This is a genomic window from Acidovorax sp. SUPP2539, from assembly GCF_030158975.1.
GTDB lineage: Bacteria > Pseudomonadota > Gammaproteobacteria > Burkholderiales > Burkholderiaceae_C > Paracidovorax.
This window is the reverse complement of record NZ_BQXJ01000001.1, coordinates 1,218,315-1,236,665: the sequence shown is the minus strand read 5'-3', so window position 1 is coordinate 1,236,665 and position 18,351 is coordinate 1,218,315. Positions and strand designations below refer to the sequence as shown.

Below are 18,351 nucleotides of genomic sequence, written 5' to 3'. Positions count from 1 at the left end.
AGTGCTGCGGCACCTCTGTGTGCCGTGATCGGAGGCGAGGTTATGCAAGGGACGAACGTGCTGTTCGGTCAGATCGCCGTGGTATTCGGCATCGTGATCGCTGGCGTATGGAGCGCCACGCAATGGACAGCAGCAGCCCTTGGCTACCAGCTACGCCTTGGCTCGCCCTGGTTCGATCTTCTCGGCACACCGATCTACCACCCGTGGAAACTGTTCGAGTGGTGGTTCTTCTTCGATGCCTACGCGCCGCGCGTGTTCGATACCGGCGGCGCCATCGCGGGCGGCAGTGGCCTGCTGGCGGTGGTGGTCGCCATCGGTATGTCGATCTGGCGCTCGCGCCAATCGCGGCTGGTTACGACCTACGGCTCGGCACGCTGGGCGAACGCGGATGACATTCGCAAGGCTGGCCTCACGCAGCCGGCCGGCGTGTTCCTCGGCCAGCACGACCGCCAGTACCTGCGGCATGAAGGCCCGGAACACGTCCTGACCTTCGCGCCCACGCGCTCGGGCAAAGGTGTGGGCCTGGTGGTGCCGACGCTGCTTTCCTGGCCAGCCTCGGCCGTCATCCACGACATCAAGGGCGAGAACTGGCAGATCACCGCCGGTTGGCGCTCGCGCTTCTCGCATTGCCTGCTGTTCAACCCGACCGATGCGAAGTCAGCGGCCTACAACCCGCTGCTGGAGGTACGGCGCGGCGCGCATGAGGTGCGCGACGTGCAGAACATCGCGGACATTCTGGTTGATCCCGAAGGTGCACTGGAGAAGCGCAACCATTGGGAAAAGACCTCGCACGCGCTACTGGTTGGGGCCATCCTGCATGTGCTCTACGCAGGCGAAGACAAGACTCTGCGCGGCGTCGCCAACTTCCTCTCCGACCCGGCCAGTCCGTTCGAGCTGACCTTGCATCGGATGATGACTACGCCGCACCTCGTGAACGAGGAAGGTGGTGGCCCACATCCCGTGGTGGCATCCGCTGCGCGCGAAGTCCTCAACAAGAGCGATAACGAACGCTCGGGCGTGCTGTCCACGGCCATGTCGTTCCTCGGCCTGTACCGCGATCCCACGGTGGCCGAAGTCACCTCGCGTTGCGATTGGCGCATCGCTGACCTGATCGCTGCCGAGCATCCGGTATCGCTGTACCTCGTGGTGCCGCCTTCGGACATTTCGCGGACGAAGCCGCTCATTCGCCTGATCCTCAACCAGATCGGCCGGCGCCTCACCGAATCGCTCGACGGCTCCGACGGCATTCAGCGCCGCCACAAGCTGCTGCTGATGCTCGATGAGTTCCCGGCGCTGGGGCGGCTCGACTTCTTCGAGACGGCCCTGGCCTTCATGGCGGGCTACGGCATCCGCAGCTTCCTCATCGCGCAGTCGCTCAACCAGATCGACAAAGCCTATGGCCAGAACCATTCGATTCTGGACAACTGCCATGTGCGCGTGACGTTCGCCACGAACGACGAGCGCACGGCCAAGCGCATTTCCGAAACGCTCGGCACCGCTACCGAGCTGCGCGCGCAGCGCAACTACGCGGGCCATCGGCTCGCGCCGTGGCTGGGCCACCTGATGGTGTCGCGCCAGGAAACCGCGCGCCCGCTGCTGACGCCGGGCGAAGTCATGCAGCTTCCGCCTGACGAGGCCGTGGTGATGGTGTCCAGCGTGGCGCCGATCAAGGCGAAGAAGCTGCGCTACTACGCGGACGCCAATTTCAAGCGTCGCGTGCTGCCACCGCCCGCGCTGGCGGACGGGCAGTACGCCGACGCGCCGCCATTGCGGCCCGACGACTGGAGCGGGTTGGCGATTCCCGCCGTGCCCATCGCACCGGCCGAGGCATCCGCTGATGGCCTGGAGAACTTCGGTTCGGCCGACGACGGCGGCCCGCGCCGTCAGCCCGAACTCTCCGAAACCGTCGCCTACGACCCCGAGCTGGCCGCTCCCGTGGCCGACCTTGGGCTGCTTGATGACGACGACGACCTGCCGCTTCCCCTTCCGCGCCAGCTCGATCCAGCCATGCAGCGCACGGCCCGGCTGGCTTCCCTCGACCCCAACGACGGAATTGAACTATGAGCCACTACCGCCTGAACCTGTTCATCCAGCCCGAGCACGCCAAGCGGCTCGATGAGCTGGCCGCCAAGAAGGGAGTTTCCAAGTCCAGCATCGTCGCTGCTGCCTTGGCGTCCTGGCTGTCGCCCGATGCTGCCGACCAGCGTGAGGCAGCCATCGCCAAGCGGCTCGATCGCCTGTCGCGCCAAGCCGAGCGCCTGGAGCGCGACCAGAACATCGCCATCGAGACGCTGGCGCTGTTCATCCGCTACTACCTGACGGTGAGCACGCCGGTGCCCGAGGCGCACCAAGACGCGGCGCGCGCCCAGGGCAAGGCGCGCTTCGAGCAGTTCACCGAGCAGCTTGGCCGCCACCTGCTGCGCGGGCGCAGTCTGGTGCGCGACGTGGTGGAGGAACTGCATCCCGACCCGATGCGGATGGAGGACGCGGCGGCAGCCGCGCAAGCGCAGGAGCGTGCCTCATGAGCGCCGCGCCTTCATCCCTCACCACCTCGCTCGACCGCCGCATCCAGATGCTGCGCACGGCGATGGGGCCGCTGATCGCCGCCGCGCTCGAAGACCCGGACGTGGTGGAGGTGATGCTGAACCCCGATCGCACCCTTTGGGTGGATCGGCTTTCCAGTGGGCGCGCGCCGATGGGCGCGGAGTTGCCGGAGACGGACGGCGAGCGAATCATCCGCTTGGTCGCGGCCCACGTTGGCGCAGAAGTCCATCGCGGGCAACCGCTGCTGTCCGCCGAGTTGCCCGAAACCGGCGAACGCTTCGAGGGCATCTTGCCGCCCGCTGCGCCGGGGCCGGCCTTCGCGCTGCGCAAGCGCGCCATCGGCGTCATCCCTCTGTCGCGCTACATCGAGGACGGAATGATGACCGCCGAGCAGGCGGGCTTTCTCGTTCGCGCCGTGCGCGAGCGCCAGAACGTCCTGATCGCAGGAGCCACGAGCAGCGGCAAGACCACGCTCGCCAATGCGCTGCTGGCCGAGATCGCCGCCACGGGCGACCGCGTACTGGTGCTCGAAGACACCATCGAGTTGCAATGCGCGGCCCGCGACCATGTGCCGCTGCGCACGCGCGCCGGCGTCGTGTCCATGACCGAACTGGTGCGGTCGTCCATGCGCCTGCGGCCTGATCGCGTCGTCGTCGGCGAGGTGCGCGGCGCCGAGGCGCTGGATCTCATCAAGGTGTGGGGCACCGGCCATCCGGGCGGTATCGCCACGATCCACGCCGGCTCCGCGCTCGGCGCGCTGCTGCGCCTGGAGCAACTGATTCTCGAAGTGGCGGTGAACCCGCCGCGTGCGCTGATCGCCGAGGCGGTCAACGTGGTGATCCATATCGCCGGGCGCGGGCGCAAGCGCCGCATCGAGAGCATCGCCCGCGTCGTCGGCTTTGACGGCGTGGGCTACCGATTGGCGGATTGGGAGGCGGACGCGCTGGACACGCCGTTTCCCGAGTTGTCGCCAAACCCCGATGCCGTACCCGCTGCGGCGACTTCCTCATCCCTTGACTCACTTGGAGAACTGCCATGACGCAGATGACCATTCCTGCTTTCCGTTTTTCTGCAAATCCGGCTTTGCGTCTTGCGCGGCTGCGCTGCCTGGCCCGTCCTGCGGGGCAAGGGCTGCTGCTGGCCGCGTTGCTGTTGTTCCTGGCCGGAGCCGCGCAGGCCGCCGGTTCCTCGATGCCGTGGGAAGGCCCGCTGCAATCCATCCTCGAATCCATCCAGGGGCCGGTGGCGCGCATCGTCGCGGTCATCATCATCATCGCCACGGGCCTCGCGCTCGCGTTCGGCGACACGTCCGGCGGGTTCCGCAAGCTGATCCAGATCGTATTCGGTCTGTCCATCGCGTTCGCCGCTTCGAGCTTCTTCCTGTCGTTCTTCAGCTTCTCCGGCGGGGCGGTCGTATGAGTGCCCCTGACACCTTCGCGGACGGCTTCGAGGTGCCGCTGCATCGCTCGCTGACCGAGCCGATTCTGCTGGGCGGTGCGCCGCGCACCGTAGCGATCGCTAACGGCACGCTGGCCGCCGCTGTCGGCCTGGGCCTGCAACTGTGGATTCCGGGCGTCGTGCTCTGGATCGTCGGCCATTCGCTGGCGGTGTGGGGTGCGCGCGTCGATCCGCAGTTCATGCAGGTCTTCGCCCGGCACATCAAGCACCGCCCGCTGCTGGACGTGTGAGGGGAGGACGCCGCGATGCTGAATCTCGCCGAATACCGCCAGCGCCCGGCCTTGCTCGCCGACTGGCTGCCTTGGGCCGGGCTGGTCGCGCCGGGCGTCGTCTTGAACAAGGACGGCAGTTTCCAGCGCACGGCCCGGTTTCGCGGGCCTGACCTCGACAGCGCGACGCAAGGCGAGTTGATCGCCACGGCTGCGCGCTTGAACAACGCGCTGCGCCGCCTGGGTTCGGGCTGGGCCTTGTTCATCGAAGCCGAGCGCCGGCCCGCAGCCGACTATCCGCACTCGGAGTTTCCCGAGCCGCTGTCGTGGCTGGTGGACGAGGAACGCCGCGCTACGTTCGAGGACTCGGGCAACCACTTCGAGAGCGGCTATCACCTGACGCTGGTGTACCTGCCGCCCGAGGAATCGCGCGCCCGCGCGGCGGGGATGCTGTACGAGAACCGGCCCACCGAAGGCGTGGACTGGCACGAGCGCCTGACGGCATTCGTCGCGGAAACCGATCGCGTCTTCGACCTGCTCGATGGCGTGATGCCGGAAATCGCCTGGCTCGATGACAGCCAGACGCTGACCTTCCTGCACGCCACGATCTCGACGCGGCGCTACCGCGTGGGCGTGCCCGAAGTGCCGTTCCACATCGACGCGCTGCTGACCGATTCCGCGCTGGTCGGCGGGCTGGCGCCCATGCTGGGCGACCAGCATCTGCGCGTGGTATCGGTGCGCGGTTTCCCGACCTCGACCTGGCCGGGCCTGCTGGACGACCTCAACCGCCTGGGCTTTGGCTACCGCTGGAGCACGCGCTTTGTCTGCATGGACAAAGCCGAGGCGGAAAAGGAACTCGGCCGCCTGCGCCGCCAGTGGTTTGCGAAACGGAAGAACGTCGTCGCGCTGCTGCGCGAAACCATCTTCCAGCAGGAAAGCCCGCTGGTGGACACCGACGCCAGCAACAAGGCCAGCGATGCCGACGCGGCCTTGCAGGAGCTGGGGAGCGATCAAGTCGCCTTCGGCTACCTGACGGCCACCGTCACCGTGATGGACACGGATGCCGCCGCTGCCGACGAAAAGCTGCGCATGGTGGAGCGTGTCATTCAAGGACGCGGCTTCATCACCATCCCGGAAACGCTCAACGCCGTGGATGCGTGGCTGTCGTCCATTCCGGGCAACGCCTACGCCAACGTGCGCCAGCCCATCGTCTCGACGCTGAACCTGGCGCACATGATGCCGGTGTCGGCGGTATGGGCTGGGCCGGAGAAGAACGAACACTTGGACGGCCCGCCGCTGATCGTCACGCGCACCGATGGCGCGACGCCGTTCCGGCTGGTCACGCACATCGGCGACGTGGGCCATGCGCTGGTCGCGGGGCCGACTGGCATGGGCAAGTCGGTCTTGCTCGCCACGCTGGCGATGCAGTTCCGTCGCTATCGCGGTTCGCGCATCTTCGCCTTCGACATGGGCCGCTCGATGCGGGCCACGATCCTGGGCTTGGGCGGCGAACACTACGACCTGGGCACGGATGGCGAAATCGCCTTCCAGCCCTTGGCACGCATCGACCGCGAGGGCTACCGCACCTGGGCCGCAGAATGGATCGAAGGCCGCTTGCTGCACGAAGGCGTGGCGGTCGGCCCCGACGAGAAGGCGGCTATCTGGTCGGCGCTGGGAAGCCTCGCCGGTGCGCCGGTGGAGCAGCGCACGATGACCGGCCTGTCGGTGCTGCTGCAATCGAACGCGCTGCGCCAGGCGCTCGCGCCCTACGTGCTCGGTGGTGCGCACGGCAAGCTGCTGGACGCTGACCACGACCGGCTCGGCATGGCCGACGTGCAGTGCTTCGAGATGGAGGAGCTGATGCACAGCAAGGCCGCCGTCATGGCCGTGCTGCATTACCTCTTTGCGCGCTTCGATGAACGCTTCGACGGATCGCCCACGCTGCTGATCCTCGATGAAGCGTGGTTGTTCCTCGATGACCCGGTGTTTGCCGCGCGTATCCGCCAGTGGCTCAAGACGCTACGCAAGAAAAACGTGTCGGTGATCTTCGCCACGCAGTCGCTCGCGGACATCAAGGATTCGAGCATCGCCCCCGCGATTATCGAAAGCTGCGCCAGCCGCATCTTCCTGCCGAACCCGCAGGCGACTGAGCCGCAGATTCGCACGATCTACGAAGGCTTCGGCCTCAACAGCCGGCAGATCGAGATCGTCGCCACCGCGCAGCCCAAGCGCGACTACTACTACCAATCCCGCCTCGGCAACCGCCTGTTCGACCTCGACCTGGGGCCGGCCGCGCTGGCGTTTGCGGGCGCTTCCACGCCGCAAGACCAGCGCGACATAGACCGCGTGCTGCTGGACGCCGGCGTACCCGGCTTCGCGGGCGCCTGGCTGCGCCATCGCGGCCTCGATTGGGCGGCCGACCTGCTGCCCTCGTTCCCCGGCCTTGCGCCGGGTTCCCTCGCTGATCAACCCCTGGAGAACCTGTCATGAAAAAGCGTCTTGTCGCCGCCGCAATCGCGGCCATGCTTTGCACCGCCACCGCCCATGCGCAATGGGTCGTGGTCGATCCCACCAACCTCGTGCAGAACACGCTGACCGCGATCCGCACGCTGGAGCAGATCAACAACCAGATCCAGCAGCTTCAGAACGAAGCGCAGATGCTGATGAACCAGGCGCGCAATCTCGCCAGCCTGCCATCCAGCGTGGTCGGCCAGTTACGCGCCAATCTGGCGACCACGCAGCGGCTGATCGACCAGGCGCGCGGCCTGGCCTACGACGTGACGAATCTGGATCGGGAGTTTCAGCGCCTGTATCCCGAGCAGTACGCCGCCACGGTGAGCGGCGACCAGATGTACCGCGACACGCAGGAGCGATGGAAGAACACGCTCAACGGCTTGCAGACCACGATGCGGATGCAGGCCCAGGTTTCGCAGAACCTGGGCGAAGACGAAAGCGTGCTCGCCGACCTCGTGGGCAAGAGCCAGTCAGCCGAAGGTGCGTTGCAGGCGATGCAGGCCATGAACCAGTTGCTGGCCTTGCAGGCCAAGCAGTCGATCCAGTCGCAGCGGCTCCAGATCACGCAGGATCGCGCTGCCGCGCTGGAACTGGCGCGGCAGGCGGCGGCCACGGAGCGCGGACGTGAGATGACGCGCCGCTTCCTGGGCAGTGGCACGCCGTACACGCCGCAAGCCGTCGATTTCTACAACCACTGACGAGGTGCGGCCATGAAGTACGCGCCTGTCGTGTTCGCTCTCGCGTTCCTGCTGTCCGGCTGCGATCAGCCGCTGTCGGTGGCTTCACTGGCCGCCGATCCATCCCGGTTGCACACGCTGCGCGCGCAGTGCCGCACGGGCGCGCACGACGGCGCGTTTTGCGCGCAGGTGGCCCAGGCCGACCTGCGGCGCTTTCTCTCCGGCCAGACCGGGCCGAGCGAGTATCAGACGCTAGCCGACCTGCCGCCGATTCCGCCCAGCTTCGATGAACCCGCCGATGCCGATGCGCCTGGGCAGGAGGACTCACCATGAACGACGTAACGATCATCGACCGCTTCCTCGATACCTTCTCGCGCTACATCGACTCGGGCTTTGGACTGCTGCATGGCGAGGTGGCGTTTCTGACCGCCACGCTGATCGTCATCGACATGACGATCGCCGGGCTGTTCTGGGCGATGGGCCATGCCGTCGGCCAGGGCGAGGACGTGATCGCCAAGCTGATCCGCAAGGTGCTGTACGTCGGTGCCTTCGCCTACATCATCGGCAACTTCAACACGCTGGCCGGCATCCTGTTCCGCTCCTTCGCCGGGCTGGGCCTAACGGCCAGCGGCTCGACCTTGAGCATGGAGAACTTCCTACACCCTGGGCGGCTGGCCAAGGTCGGCATCGACGCCGGTGCGCCGATCCTTGAGCAGATCGGCAACATGGCGGGCTTCCCCGAGGTGTTCGTGAACATCACGCCCATCGTCGTGATGTTCCTCGCGTGGTTGATCGTCATCCTGTGCTTCTTCGTGCTGGCGATCCAGCTTTTCATCACGCTGATCGAGTTCAAGCTGACCACGCTCGCCGGCTTCGTGCTGGTGCCGTTCGCGCTGTGGAACAAGACCGCGTTCCTCGCCGAAAAGGTGCTGGGCAACGTGGTGTCGTCCGGCATCAAGGTGCTGGTGCTCGCCGTCATTGTGGGCATCGGCTCGGGGCTGTTCGCCGAGTTTCAGGTACATCCCGCCGAGCCATCCATCGACCACTCCGTGGTCGTGATGCTGGCCTCGCTGACCCTGCTGGCCTTGGGCATCTTCGGGCCAGGCATTGCAACCGGGCTGGTGTCTGGCGGGCCGCAGCTTGGCGCGGGTGCGATGGCCGGTGCTGCGCTGGGCGCTGCGGGCGCTGCCGTTGCCGTCGGCGCCGCAGCCACGGGCGTCGGCGGCGCGGTAGCTGCTGGAGCGCGCATGGCGCCCGCTGCCGCCAAGCTGGCCGGCAGCGGCGCGCGGGCTGCCGCTGGGGCTGCCAGCAGTGCACGGTCGGCGTTCCAGGCCGGTTCCGCTTCGGCCGGCGGCGGCCTCAAGGGTGCCGCTGCGGGCTTCGGCAATGTCGCCAAGACAGGCGCTCAGGCAGCCGGGCAGAAGGTGGCCGATGGCGCGCGTTCGATGAAGGAACGTGCCGCCGCAGCTTTCCGCCAGGAAGGCACGACTTCGGCGGGAGGCGGTACAGCCGCCGCATCGGGCGGCCCAGCGTCTGGTGGTGATACGCCCTCCACCGCGCCGCAGGAGCAACCCGCCTGGGCCAAACGCCTGCATCGCCGCCAGCAACTCACCCATGCCGCAACCACCGCCGCCCACACGCTGCGCGGGGGCGACGGCGGCAGTTCCAGCCAGGGGCCGAGTCTGCGCGATTCCGATTCCTGATCTTCAAGGAGAACACCCATGCGATTCAAACGACCGCAGGTGCGCTATGCCGACACGCCGCAGCCTGCTACTCCGTACCAATCCGCCGCACAGGTGTGGGACGAGCGCATCGGCTCGGCCCGCGTGCAGGCGAAGAACTGGCGTTTCATGGCCTTCGGCTGTCTCACGCTGGCCGTGCTGATGGCCGGGGGCCTGGTCTGGCGCTCGGCGCAATCCATCGTGACACCCTATGTCATCGAGGTGGACAACGCGGGCCAAGTGCGCGCCGTGGGCGAGGCCGCTACGCCGTACCGGCCCAGCGATGCGCAGATCGCGTACCACCTGGGCCGCTTCATCGGCCTGGTGCGCTCGCTGTCCATCGACCCGATCGTGGTGCGGCAGAACTGGCTGGACGCCTACGACTACACCACCGACAAGGGCGCCGTGGTGCTCAACGAGTACGCCCGCGTGAACGATCCGTTCGCGCGCATCGGCAAGGAGTCGGTGACGGTGCAGATCACCAGCGTGACCCGCGCCAGCGACGCCTCTTTCAACGTGCGCTGGACGGAACAACGCTTCGTCAACGGCGCTCCTGCTGGCACCGAACGCTGGAACGCGGTGATTTCCATCGTGCAGCAGACCCCGCGCACCGAACAGCGCCTGCGCAAGAACCCGTTGGGCATCTACGTCAACGGCCTGTCGTGGAGCCGCGAACTGGATTCTTCCGAAGGAGCCAAGCCATGAACCCGTCTTTCCGTACTTACGTTTCCGTGCTGGCGCTCGCGGCCCTGGCGGGCTGCGCCACCCAGGGCAAGCCGCCGCCGACCATCTCGCTCGATGAGCCGGTGCAGGCGCAGCCGCTGCCGGAGCCGCCTGCACCTGTGGAGGCGGTCGCTGTGCCCGAGGTGCTGCCGATGCCGGCACAGTTGAAGCCAGCGCCCGAGGGCGAAGAAGCCAAGCCGGCGCCGGAGCCGGTCGACGAGAAGGTGCGCGTCTCACGGGCCAATACCGAGGCGCGCGTCGCGCCCACGCGCGAGGGCTACGTCAACGCGATTCAGGTGTGGCCTTTCACGGACGGCGCGCTGTATCAGGTCTATGCGGCCGTGGGCCGCGTGACCGTGATCGCGCTCCAGCCCGGTGAGGAACTGGTGACGGTGGCCGCTGGCGACACGGTGCGCTGGATCGTGGGCGACACATCGAGCGGCAGCGGGGATGCGCTGCGCGTGAACGTGATGGTCAAGCCCATCCGCTCGGGCCTCAAGACGAATCTCGTTGTCACCACCAGCCGACGCACCTATCTGCTGGAACTGACCTCGACAGAGAAGACATGGATGGCGTCGATATCCTGGGAGTACCCCAAGGACAAGATGCTCGCCTTGCAGCGCCAGGCGCAGGCGGCCAGCGCCGCCGCGCCGGTCGAGACCGGGCTGTCGCTGGAGAAGATCCGTTTCCGCTATGCCATCAGTGGCAGCAATCCGCCGTGGAAGCCGCTGCGCGCCTTCGATGACGGCGAGAAGGTCTATATCCAGTTTCCCGCCGGCATCGCCCAGGGCGAGTTGCCGCCGCTGTTCGTGATCGGTGCGCAGGGCGACGGGCAATTGGTGAACTACCGCTTCCGCTCGCCGTATTTCATCGTTGATCGCTTGTTCGGCGCTGCCGAGTTGCGCTTGGGCGGGGACAAGGGCGACGTGGTGCGGATCGAGCGCACCGACGGCACGCGGGGGAACTGACCATGAGCCAGGACGACACCCCCGACCTCACCACGCCGCAGGCGGGCAAGGTCGCGCCCGAGGCGGTGGCGCTACGCGCCCAGCCGCGTCCGGTCACGCGCCTGAACCGGCGCACGCTGGCCGTCCTCGTCGGCGGCCTGTCGGTCGCCGTGCTCGGGGCCACGATCTGGTCATTGCAGCCGCATCGGCGCGGCACTGGCGAACAGACCGAGCTTTACAACGTGGATCGCGTATCGAAGTCCGAGGGGCTGGATGGCCTGCCTTCCGACTACTCGAAGCTGCGGAAGGTGCCCGAGTTGGGGCCGCCGCTGCCGGGCGACCTCGGCCCGGCCATCGTGAACTCGCAGCAGCCGGCCGTAGCCGCTTACGCGGCCCCCGGCCACGATCCGAATGACGCTTTGCGCAAAGAGGCGGAAGCCGCTGCGGCTTCGTCGGTGTTCTTCCGCTCCGGCGGCCAGGGCCAAGGCCAGGCCGCAACGGTGGCGCAGGCGGCGCCGGGTGCGCCGGGTGCTGCAAGCGCGCTCGCAGCCTTCGACCCGCTCGCCGCCGGGCCGGCCTCGACGGCGGCCCAGCCCGCCGACCCGACCGCCACGCAGAACCGGCAAGACCAGAAGGAGGCGTTCCTGAAAGGCGGCTCTACGGAAACCCGCAATTCCGGCAACCTGGCGCTGCCGGCGTCGCCGTATCAGGTGATGGCCGGTACGGTGATCGCCGGGGCGCTGGTCACAGGCATCAAGTCCGATCTTCCGGGCGATGTGATCGCCACCGTCACGGAGCCCGTCTATGACACGGCCACGGGCAAGTTCCTGCTGATCCCGCAGGGATCGCGCATCCTCGGCAAATACAACAGCCAGGTCAGCTATGGGCAAAGCCGCGTGCAGGTGGTGTGGAATCGCATCATCCTGCCGGACACGTCATCACTGACGCTGGACAACCTCGTAGGCACCGATCCGGCGGGCTACGCCGGACTGGAGGATGACGTGGACTGGCACTGGAAGCGCATCTTTGCCGGTGCGGTGTTGACGACGCTGCTGGGCGTGGGCGCCGAGCTGGCCGCGCCGGAGAACCGCCAGGACGGCAACCGCGTCATCATCGCCGGACGCGACAGCTTGCAGGACAGCGTGAACCAGGTCGGACAGGAAATGACCCGGCGCAACCTCAACATCCAGCCGACGCTGACCGAACGGCCGGGTTTGCCGGTGCGGCTCATCGTCAACCGCGACCTGGTTCTCCGCCCCTATCAGCCGCTGTTCTTCAACCGGGGGAGTTCGAGATGAGCACGACCCGCAAGCTGCGACTCGGGCCGCTGCCCAAGACCGAGAGCGTCAAGCTGACCTTTGTTTGCTCGGGCAGCCTCAAGGCAGACCTCGATCGTTACGCAGCGCTGCACGCACAGACGTATGGCGAGACGGTCGACGCCATGACGCTGATCCCGCATATGCTGGAGGCGTTCATGGCGGGGGACCGGGGATTTAGACGCCACGCAAGGTAGACGCCCCTTCAGCGGTCGGGATCGTTTCGGCCGTTTCTGAGAATCTCCAGCGCTGCCTGTAGGTGTCGTTCTTCTGGCCCCAGGGCGGAAAGGGACGAGAACACCGCTGCGGTTTGGTGCCAATAGATGGCGTGACTGATGGCGGGGTGCAGCGCGTCAAGTTCTTCGCTCGTCAGGGACGCAGCAAACGCACGTAGCCGGATCTCTGATCTCTCGCGCCGGATGTGACACTCACGACACAAAGCACGCAGGGCACTGAGTGGGTATTCCCACGGCTCGAAGCCTTCTCGCACATTTGCGTAGTAGCAATGGTGGGCATCCAAAGGCTTCGTGGCTCCGCAGTCCTGACATTGATGTCCCGCCCGCTTCTTCACGGTTGCTGCCTTCTTACGCCACCTTTCATCTTGCAGCTTAGATGCATAGGTGCCTGAAAGCCGTGAGTAGTCATACCCCTCAATAGGGTAGAAGCCCATGTTCCAAGAGTGACCAAGCTCGTACCAGAATCCGAACGACTCAACCAGATCGTCGAACTCCATCGTGTCGCCACCGTAGTTCAACATGGTATGAAGCGTGCTGCTGTCGAACACCAAGACTAAGAGCGAGTCGTTCCCATAGGGCTCGTTTCGAGCTTTCCAAGCCTCGATATCGACGAAGAACGCATCCCCCAGGATTTCCTCTTTAATCATCCATTCGGTAAGAGCGGCACGCATGCGCTCCAAGTTTCTACTCATTGCAGTGAAATGCATCTTCTCCTCCAAAGGGCAAGGGGATCGCGGAGCTTACGAATCGGGGCGGCTAAAGCCGCGACGCGTTCGATAGGCCGTTCCACCGATGCAGCACCAGTCGAAAGTGTCCTTGTGGATCGGCAGCAACCAGTGGCCGCCAAGTTCGTCGCCCTAAGGGAAACGCTATAGTTATAGTAATCTGCATAAAAATGCTGGCCTTTTGACCAGCCAGATGGTCCGATAACCGGGGGAGGTTAGGATGCATTTGAAGAAGTTGGCCGTCCGGAATTTCAGGCGACTGCGAAACGTTGTAATTGATCTTGCTTCCGACATCTCTATTTTTGTCGGTGCCAACAACAGCGGCAAGACATCAGTCGGGCACGCACTCCAGTTATTCACTGGCAGTGGCCGCTTCAACATTCACGACTTTAGTGCCGAACTTTGGGCCGACATCGTTGCGTTTGGTGAGAGCGATGGCGAGGCGAGCCTTCCCACGATGGAAATCGACGTTTGGTTCGAAATCGGTCCGGACGATGTTCACCGCGTCATCGATCTTCTTCCCAGCCTTGCTTGGGAAGGCAAGCTGGTGGGGATGCGTGTTGCCTACGCGCCCACCAATCCTGCGGCGACGCATGCACGCTATGTCGAAGTGCGCCAGCGCGTGCTCGATGCGGTCGCTAAGGGTGAAGACGGAGCACCCGCCTTCGATCCCTCGCCACGTAACCTGCGGGAGTTCCTTCGCGACAGGCTACATGACGAATATGAGCTGCGCTATTTCGTACTCGATCCCGCGCGGTTCGATGCGAAGATGGTCGCAGAGGCTGGCTATGACCCAGCCACTCTCACCGGACGCGACCGGAGCGGCCGTGAGATCTTGAACGGCCTTCTCCACATTGACTTCTTGAACGCACAGCGCCATCTCTCGGACGGCCCAGGTGGCTCTCGCGCCGAGGATCTCTCCCGTGTACTCAGTCGCTTCTACGGGCGCAACCTCGAACAGAAAGGCGAAGATATCGAAGCGTTGCGCGCCCTCGCAGCATCCGAAGTCTCGCTTAATGAGCATCTCGAACGAGTGTTCGAACCGACGCTCAAGAGCTTGTCGAAGCTCGGCTATCCGGGCCTCTCAAACCCGCGCATGATGATCCGCTCGGCCCTCGACCCTGCCCAGATCATGAGCGGTCGAGATGGCGCGATCGTTCACTATGCGTTGGGAGCCGATGACGGGAAGCCCGACCCGCCTACCTTGCCCGATCGGTATAACGGTCTTGGCTTCAAAAACCTCATCTTCATGGTCGTTGAGCTGCTCGACCTTCACGCTCAATGGCTGGCGATCGAGGAAAACCGTCCGCCGGTCCACCTGATCTTCATCGAGGAGCCCGAAGCGCACCTCCATGCCCAGCTTCAACAGGCCTTCATACGCAAGGTGATGGACATCCTAGCGCTCAAGGGCGAGGAACGCACGCACTATACGAGCCAGGTCGTCGTCACGACCCATTCGACTCATATCCTTTACGAACGAGGCTTCCGGCCGATCCGCTATTTTCGTCGAAGCCGTGCACAGAATGTGTCGACCTCCGATGTGCTCAACCTCTCGGTTTTCTACGACAGCACCGATCCGGACATCCGAAGCTTCCTCGAGCGCTATTTGAAACTCGCGCACTGCGATCTGTTCTTCGCCGATGGCACCGTGCTGGTCGAAGGCAATGTCGAACGGCTGCTATTGCCGCAGATGATCGCCAATGCCGCGCCGCGGCTGCAATCGACCTATCTCACCGTCCTAGAGATCGGCGGAGCGTTCGGCTACCGATTCAAAACGCTGATCGAGTTTCTCGGACTGACAACGCTCATCATCACCGATCTCGACAGCGTGTTCGGTCCACTGGGGCAGGATGGCGAGGGTGCGGCACCCGCTGGTCAACCGGAAGCCGCGGAACCAGCCGCCGAGAACGCGCAGGCTGCCGGCGCTGACGCTGAGGACATTGACGATGACGAGGAGGATTTGCCTGTGGCTGCGGAGAAGCCCGGGAAGGCGTGCATAGCCGGTCATCCGGGCGCGGCGACGTCCAATCAGACTTTGCTCCAATGGCTACCGAAATGCGACACGGTCGCCGCCCTGTGGGAGGCGACGGCTGAGCAGAAGATCCAGGCGAGGACGGACGACAATGACGCTTTGGTACGCGTTGCCTATCAGTGCCGGACCGATGTCACTTGGGGCGGAGAAACCCTGGCGCTAGCCGGGCGCACGCTGGAGGAAGCATTCGCACTCGAAAATCTTGAATGGTGTCAGGACAAGAACCGTAAGCCGCTTCAGCTCCGCATCGCCAAGGCCGACGAGAGGAACCTGACCACGCTTGCGGAACGCATCCACAAGCGCGTGCAGGCTAAGAGCTTCAGCAAGACCGACTTCGCGCTCGCCTTGTTAGCCGAAGATCCGAGCAGTTGGTCTGTCCCAACCTATATCGCCGAGGGCCTGAGCTGGCTTGAGACCGAGATTGCGCCGCCGGAACCGGCCGAGGACCAGCCGCATGAGGAACAGCCGCATGAGGACGCGCCCCAGGGGGCACCAGTCGCCGCCGGCGACGAGGTAGCGGCATGACAAGCCGGATCGGCAGTCCTGACACACAAGCCGATCTAGATGTTCGAGCGTGTCTCGATCGGATGCCGCCACGCTCGTTTGTCATGGTCGCCGGTGCGGGGTCGGGGAAAACGACCTCGCTGATCAAGGCTATCGCGCACCTAGCCGAGACCCGCGGTCCTGCCCTGCGCCGCGCCGGGCAACAAATCGCCTGCATCACATATACCGAAGTCGCCGTCGGTGAGATTTCGGCCGATGTCGGGGCCTCGCCGCTATTCCACATCTCGACCATCCACAGTTTCCTGTGGTCAGTCATCCGGCCGTTCCATTCGGATATCGCGGCTTGGGTAGCCACCCGCATCGACGAGAAGATCGCGGAGCGACGCGCACACTACGACAAGCCTCGGACTCAGGCAAAAACGAAGGCCCGCCTCGAACAGGAGATCGCAGATCTCGAAGCCGATCTGGCTGCGATCAGTGAAGTAGAGAAGTTCGTCTACGGCACCGGCAGCAGCTACGCTGAAGGCATCCTTGGCCATGACGATATCCTCAAGCTCACCCCAGCCTGCGTCGCAGCGCATCCGCTGCTGAGACAACTCGTCGCTAAGCGCTTTCCCTACATCTTCGTCGATGAGAGCCAAGACACCAATCCGGACGTCGTCGAGGTGTTACGGCACATTGCGGGCGAACATCCTGGCCTGTGTGTCGGGTTCTTCGGAGACCCGATGCAGAAGATCTATATGAGCGGAGCAGGCACTGTCCCGCTGAACGACGGCTGGGCGGAGATCACAAAGCCCGAGAACTTCCGGTGCCCGACATCGGTGCTCGGGGTCATCAATGCAATCCGCGCCCCTGGCGACGGTCTTGAGCAGGTGCGTGGTCGGACGATAACCGTTGATGGCATCGAGCAGCCGGTTGCCGGTACCTCCAATCTGTTCATCCTGCCGGCGGACGCGGAGCGGAGTGCGCGCCTCGCGGCCATTAGGCAGTGGCTGGCCGCCGAAACCGGCGACGGTCTGTGGCTAAGCGACGTGCGGGAAGGCGATGTCCGCCTGCTTGTACTGGTGCACCGCATGGCGGCCAACCGGCTCGGGTTCCCTAATCTGTATGCTACGCTCAATGACCGAGCCCCCATGAGTCTGAGTGAAGGGCTGAGCGATGGCACAGCCTGGCCGCTCCGTCCACTTGTCCAGCACATACTTCCGCTCGTTGTCGCGGCGCAAGCGGGTGATCGGTTCACAGTGATATCGACCTTGCGCAGCGAATGCCCGAGGCTTGAACCAGCGCGGCTTCGAGGGCAAGCGACGGCCCCCGTTCTTACAGCGCTACAGCAAGCGCTCGACGGGCTTGTCGGTCTGTTGGCAGCAGGATCGCAGGCGACTATCCGGGACGTCTTGACGCATGTGCGAGATAACGAGTTGCTGCGCCTCGATGATCGCTTCGCCATGCATCTGGTTGCAGAGCCTGTGGATGACGGCAGCAGCGGCTTCGAGAACGTTCAAGCCTATCTGGCGTGCGGTGTCGACGAACTCTGGGCCTACCGGCGCTACTTTACAGAGGAGTCACCATTCGCGACGCATCATGGGGTGAAGGGTGCCCAATTTGAGCGCGTATTGGTCGTCATCGACGATGAGGAAGCGGGCTTCCGGCAGTATTCTTACGGGAAGTATCTCGGGTACGTCCCCCTCTCGGACAAGGACGAAGCCAACCTGACGGCAGGTGAAGAGTCCGTACTCGATCGAACCCGCCGCCTCTTCTATGTGTGCTGCTCGCGTGCAACGAAGGACCTGGCAGTCGTGGCCTTTGTGCCCGATGTCGCAGCGGCTCGCACCGCGATCGTGGCGCAGAATCTATTCCCCGAGGCCGTAATCCGAGGTGCGGAGCATCTGGGCTGAGGTTTCAACACATCGGGCAGTCAATCGGCGAAGGCCGCTGGACCTTGCTCCTGGGCTTGTCGCGATCTAGCGCAGCGGAGTTAACCTTGACTGAACGCGCTTGGATGAGCCGTGTCATTGCCCCCTATGAAAAGGCCGCTTCTGCGCCAATAGAAGCGGCCCCTGAATTGGTGCCCGAGGCCGGAATCGAACCGGCACGCCTTTCGGCGAGGGATTTTCTTACCACTTCGGCTTTCGCCGCCAGCGCGTGCGCTGTTCGTGGTCTGGAGCACGCCTTCACCATAGCCTTGCAGCCGTAGGTGCCCGCCGTCTGCTCTCTACACCTTCCCAGGCATTGGCCTGGGCTTGGCTCGGCGTTGGCTCGGATGCCGGGGCATCCAGGGCGTTCGCCGACTTTGACGGGCTTCACCTCTGGGGTTTCCCCCGGAGGGCTCAAATTGTTCAAGTCCCTTGTGTCTACCGATTTCACCACTCGGGCATTACATGATGCACTGGAGCCTACACCTCTCCCTGCTGGCTCCTAGTTGGCTCCTGACCATCAAGCCGAGCCGCGAAGCTACGCCTTGGATGCTCCCAAGTCCTTGCCACTATTGACCTTCCGGCTTGGTGGCGAAAGCAGAAAGGACTTGACAAAACAGATTTTAAGTCCGCAGTGTCTACCAATTTCACCATCGGGGCGCCGGCTGCACGGCGCGCACCTTGCATTCAAGCGTAACCCGGGCCACGCAGGTGCGCAACGCTGCCAATGCGGATCGGCCAATCCAAAGAACAACCGATTCGCACAATAAAAAAGGGAAGCCGAAGCTTCCCTTACAAAATTGGAGCGGGAAACGAGATGCTCACTTCCGCC

Annotated in this window: 16 protein-coding genes; 15 read left to right on the top strand and 1 reads right to left on the bottom strand. The window is 64.7% G+C overall.

Annotated features, from left to right (window positions below):
- Positions 1-42: 42 nt before the first annotated feature.
- Genes AVTE2539_RS05605 through AVTE2539_RS05545 form a run of 13 tightly spaced genes read left to right on the top strand, consistent with a single transcriptional unit; the run spans position 43 to position 12,306 of the window.
- The gene (locus AVTE2539_RS05605) at positions 43-2,064 is read left to right on the top strand and encodes a conjugal transfer protein TraG (protein WP_284409442.1); all 2,022 of its coding nucleotides are present in this window, start codon (positions 43-45) and stop codon (positions 2,062-2,064) included.
- Complete coding sequence (locus AVTE2539_RS05600; RefSeq protein ID WP_284408765.1) at positions 2,061-2,525, top strand: CopG family transcriptional regulator; 465 nt, start codon at positions 2,061-2,063, stop codon at positions 2,523-2,525. Before AVTE2539_RS05605 ends, AVTE2539_RS05600 begins: the two co-directional genes overlap by 4 nt.
- Positions 2,522-3,583: a P-type conjugative transfer ATPase TrbB gene (gene trbB, locus AVTE2539_RS05595; RefSeq protein ID WP_012202374.1), complete on the top strand. Its 1,062-nt coding sequence runs from the start codon at positions 2,522-2,524 to the stop codon at positions 3,581-3,583. Before AVTE2539_RS05600 ends, trbB begins: the two co-directional genes overlap by 4 nt.
- Entirely contained in the window at positions 3,580-3,963 is a 384-nt protein-coding gene (locus AVTE2539_RS05590) for a TrbC/VirB2 family type IV secretion system protein (protein ID WP_012202373.1), read from the top strand. Before trbB ends, AVTE2539_RS05590 begins: the two co-directional genes overlap by 4 nt.
- Positions 3,960-4,232, top strand: coding sequence for a VirB3 family type IV secretion system protein (locus AVTE2539_RS05585; protein ID WP_003103993.1), 273 nt, complete (start codon positions 3,960-3,962; stop codon positions 4,230-4,232). The genes AVTE2539_RS05590 and AVTE2539_RS05585 overlap by 4 nt, the downstream gene beginning before the upstream one ends.
- A gap of 15 nt (positions 4,233-4,247) precedes the next feature.
- A complete protein-coding gene (trbE, locus tag AVTE2539_RS05580) occupies positions 4,248-6,701 on the top strand; it encodes a conjugal transfer protein TrbE (RefSeq protein ID WP_284408759.1) in 2,454 nt (817 codons plus the stop codon).
- Entirely contained in the window at positions 6,698-7,423 is a 726-nt protein-coding gene (trbJ, locus tag AVTE2539_RS05575) for a P-type conjugative transfer protein TrbJ (protein WP_012202371.1), read from the top strand. Before trbE ends, trbJ begins: the two co-directional genes overlap by 4 nt.
- 12 nt (positions 7,424-7,435) lie before the next feature.
- The gene (locus AVTE2539_RS05570) at positions 7,436-7,735 is read left to right on the top strand and encodes an EexN family lipoprotein (protein WP_012202370.1); all 300 of its coding nucleotides are present in this window, start codon (positions 7,436-7,438) and stop codon (positions 7,733-7,735) included.
- Positions 7,732-9,105, top strand: coding sequence for a P-type conjugative transfer protein TrbL (gene trbL, locus AVTE2539_RS05565; protein WP_012202369.1), 1,374 nt, complete (start codon positions 7,732-7,734; stop codon positions 9,103-9,105). Before AVTE2539_RS05570 ends, trbL begins: the two co-directional genes overlap by 4 nt.
- Before the next feature lie 18 nt (positions 9,106-9,123).
- Positions 9,124-9,828 carry a conjugal transfer protein TrbF gene (trbF, locus tag AVTE2539_RS05560; protein ID WP_012202368.1) on the top strand — a complete coding sequence of 235 codons (705 nt, stop codon included), beginning with the start codon at positions 9,124-9,126 and terminating at the stop codon, positions 9,826-9,828.
- Entirely contained in the window at positions 9,825-10,814 is a 990-nt protein-coding gene (gene trbG, locus AVTE2539_RS05555; protein ID WP_012202367.1) for a P-type conjugative transfer protein TrbG, read from the top strand. Before trbF ends, trbG begins: the two co-directional genes overlap by 4 nt.
- Positions 10,815-10,816: 2 nt before the next feature.
- Entirely contained in the window at positions 10,817-12,091 is a 1,275-nt protein-coding gene (locus AVTE2539_RS05550; RefSeq protein ID WP_284408752.1) for a TraB/TrbI/VirB10 family type IV secretion system protein, read from the top strand.
- Entirely contained in the window at positions 12,088-12,306 is a 219-nt protein-coding gene (locus AVTE2539_RS05545; RefSeq protein ID WP_013721742.1) for a DUF2274 domain-containing protein, read from the top strand. Before AVTE2539_RS05550 ends, AVTE2539_RS05545 begins: the two co-directional genes overlap by 4 nt.
- A gap of 8 nt (positions 12,307-12,314) precedes the next feature.
- On the opposite strand, the gene AVTE2539_RS05540 is transcribed toward AVTE2539_RS05545, so the two are convergent.
- Positions 12,315-13,016: an HNH endonuclease gene (locus AVTE2539_RS05540; RefSeq protein WP_284408749.1), complete on the bottom strand. Its 702-nt coding sequence runs from the start codon at positions 13,014-13,016 to the stop codon at positions 12,315-12,317.
- Positions 13,017-13,290: 274 nt separating this feature from the next.
- On the opposite strand from AVTE2539_RS05540, the gene AVTE2539_RS05535 reads away from it, so the two are divergent.
- The gene (locus tag AVTE2539_RS05535) at positions 13,291-15,627 is read left to right on the top strand and encodes an ATP-dependent nuclease (RefSeq protein WP_284408747.1); all 2,337 of its coding nucleotides are present in this window, start codon (positions 13,291-13,293) and stop codon (positions 15,625-15,627) included.
- On the top strand, positions 15,624-17,501 hold the full coding sequence (locus tag AVTE2539_RS05530) for a UvrD-helicase domain-containing protein (RefSeq protein ID WP_284408745.1): 1,878 nt from the start codon (positions 15,624-15,626) through the stop codon (positions 17,499-17,501). The genes AVTE2539_RS05535 and AVTE2539_RS05530 overlap by 4 nt, the downstream gene beginning before the upstream one ends.
- Positions 17,502-18,351 lie beyond the last annotated feature (850 nt).

Excerpts from the sequence above, each read along its gene's own strand:
- AVTE2539_RS05605 (WP_284409442.1), top strand. The coding sequence starts at position 43 with ATGCAAGGGACGAACGTGCTGTTCGGTCAGATCGCCGTGGTATTCGGC.
- AVTE2539_RS05600 (WP_284408765.1), top strand. The coding sequence starts at position 2,061 with ATGAGCCACTACCGCCTGAACCTGTTCATCCAGCCCGAGCACGCCAAG.
- trbB (WP_012202374.1), top strand. The coding sequence starts at position 2,522 with ATGAGCGCCGCGCCTTCATCCCTCACCACCTCGCTCGACCGCCGCATC.
- AVTE2539_RS05590 (WP_012202373.1), top strand. The coding sequence starts at position 3,580 with ATGACGCAGATGACCATTCCTGCTTTCCGTTTTTCTGCAAATCCGGCT.
- AVTE2539_RS05585 (WP_003103993.1), top strand. The coding sequence starts at position 3,960 with ATGAGTGCCCCTGACACCTTCGCGGACGGCTTCGAGGTGCCGCTGCAT.
- trbE (WP_284408759.1), top strand. The coding sequence starts at position 4,248 with ATGCTGAATCTCGCCGAATACCGCCAGCGCCCGGCCTTGCTCGCCGAC.
- trbJ (WP_012202371.1), top strand. The coding sequence starts at position 6,698 with ATGAAAAAGCGTCTTGTCGCCGCCGCAATCGCGGCCATGCTTTGCACC.
- AVTE2539_RS05570 (WP_012202370.1), top strand. The coding sequence starts at position 7,436 with ATGAAGTACGCGCCTGTCGTGTTCGCTCTCGCGTTCCTGCTGTCCGGC.
- trbL (WP_012202369.1), top strand. The coding sequence starts at position 7,732 with ATGAACGACGTAACGATCATCGACCGCTTCCTCGATACCTTCTCGCGC.
- trbF (WP_012202368.1), top strand. The coding sequence starts at position 9,124 with ATGCGATTCAAACGACCGCAGGTGCGCTATGCCGACACGCCGCAGCCT.
- trbG (WP_012202367.1), top strand. The coding sequence starts at position 9,825 with ATGAACCCGTCTTTCCGTACTTACGTTTCCGTGCTGGCGCTCGCGGCC.
- AVTE2539_RS05550 (WP_284408752.1), top strand. The coding sequence starts at position 10,817 with ATGAGCCAGGACGACACCCCCGACCTCACCACGCCGCAGGCGGGCAAG.
- AVTE2539_RS05545 (WP_013721742.1), top strand. The coding sequence starts at position 12,088 with ATGAGCACGACCCGCAAGCTGCGACTCGGGCCGCTGCCCAAGACCGAG.
- AVTE2539_RS05540 (WP_284408749.1), bottom strand. The coding sequence starts at position 13,016 with ATGCGTGCCGCTCTTACCGAATGGATGATTAAAGAGGAAATCCTGGGG.
- AVTE2539_RS05535 (WP_284408747.1), top strand. The coding sequence starts at position 13,291 with ATGCATTTGAAGAAGTTGGCCGTCCGGAATTTCAGGCGACTGCGAAAC.
- AVTE2539_RS05530 (WP_284408745.1), top strand. The coding sequence starts at position 15,624 with ATGACAAGCCGGATCGGCAGTCCTGACACACAAGCCGATCTAGATGTT.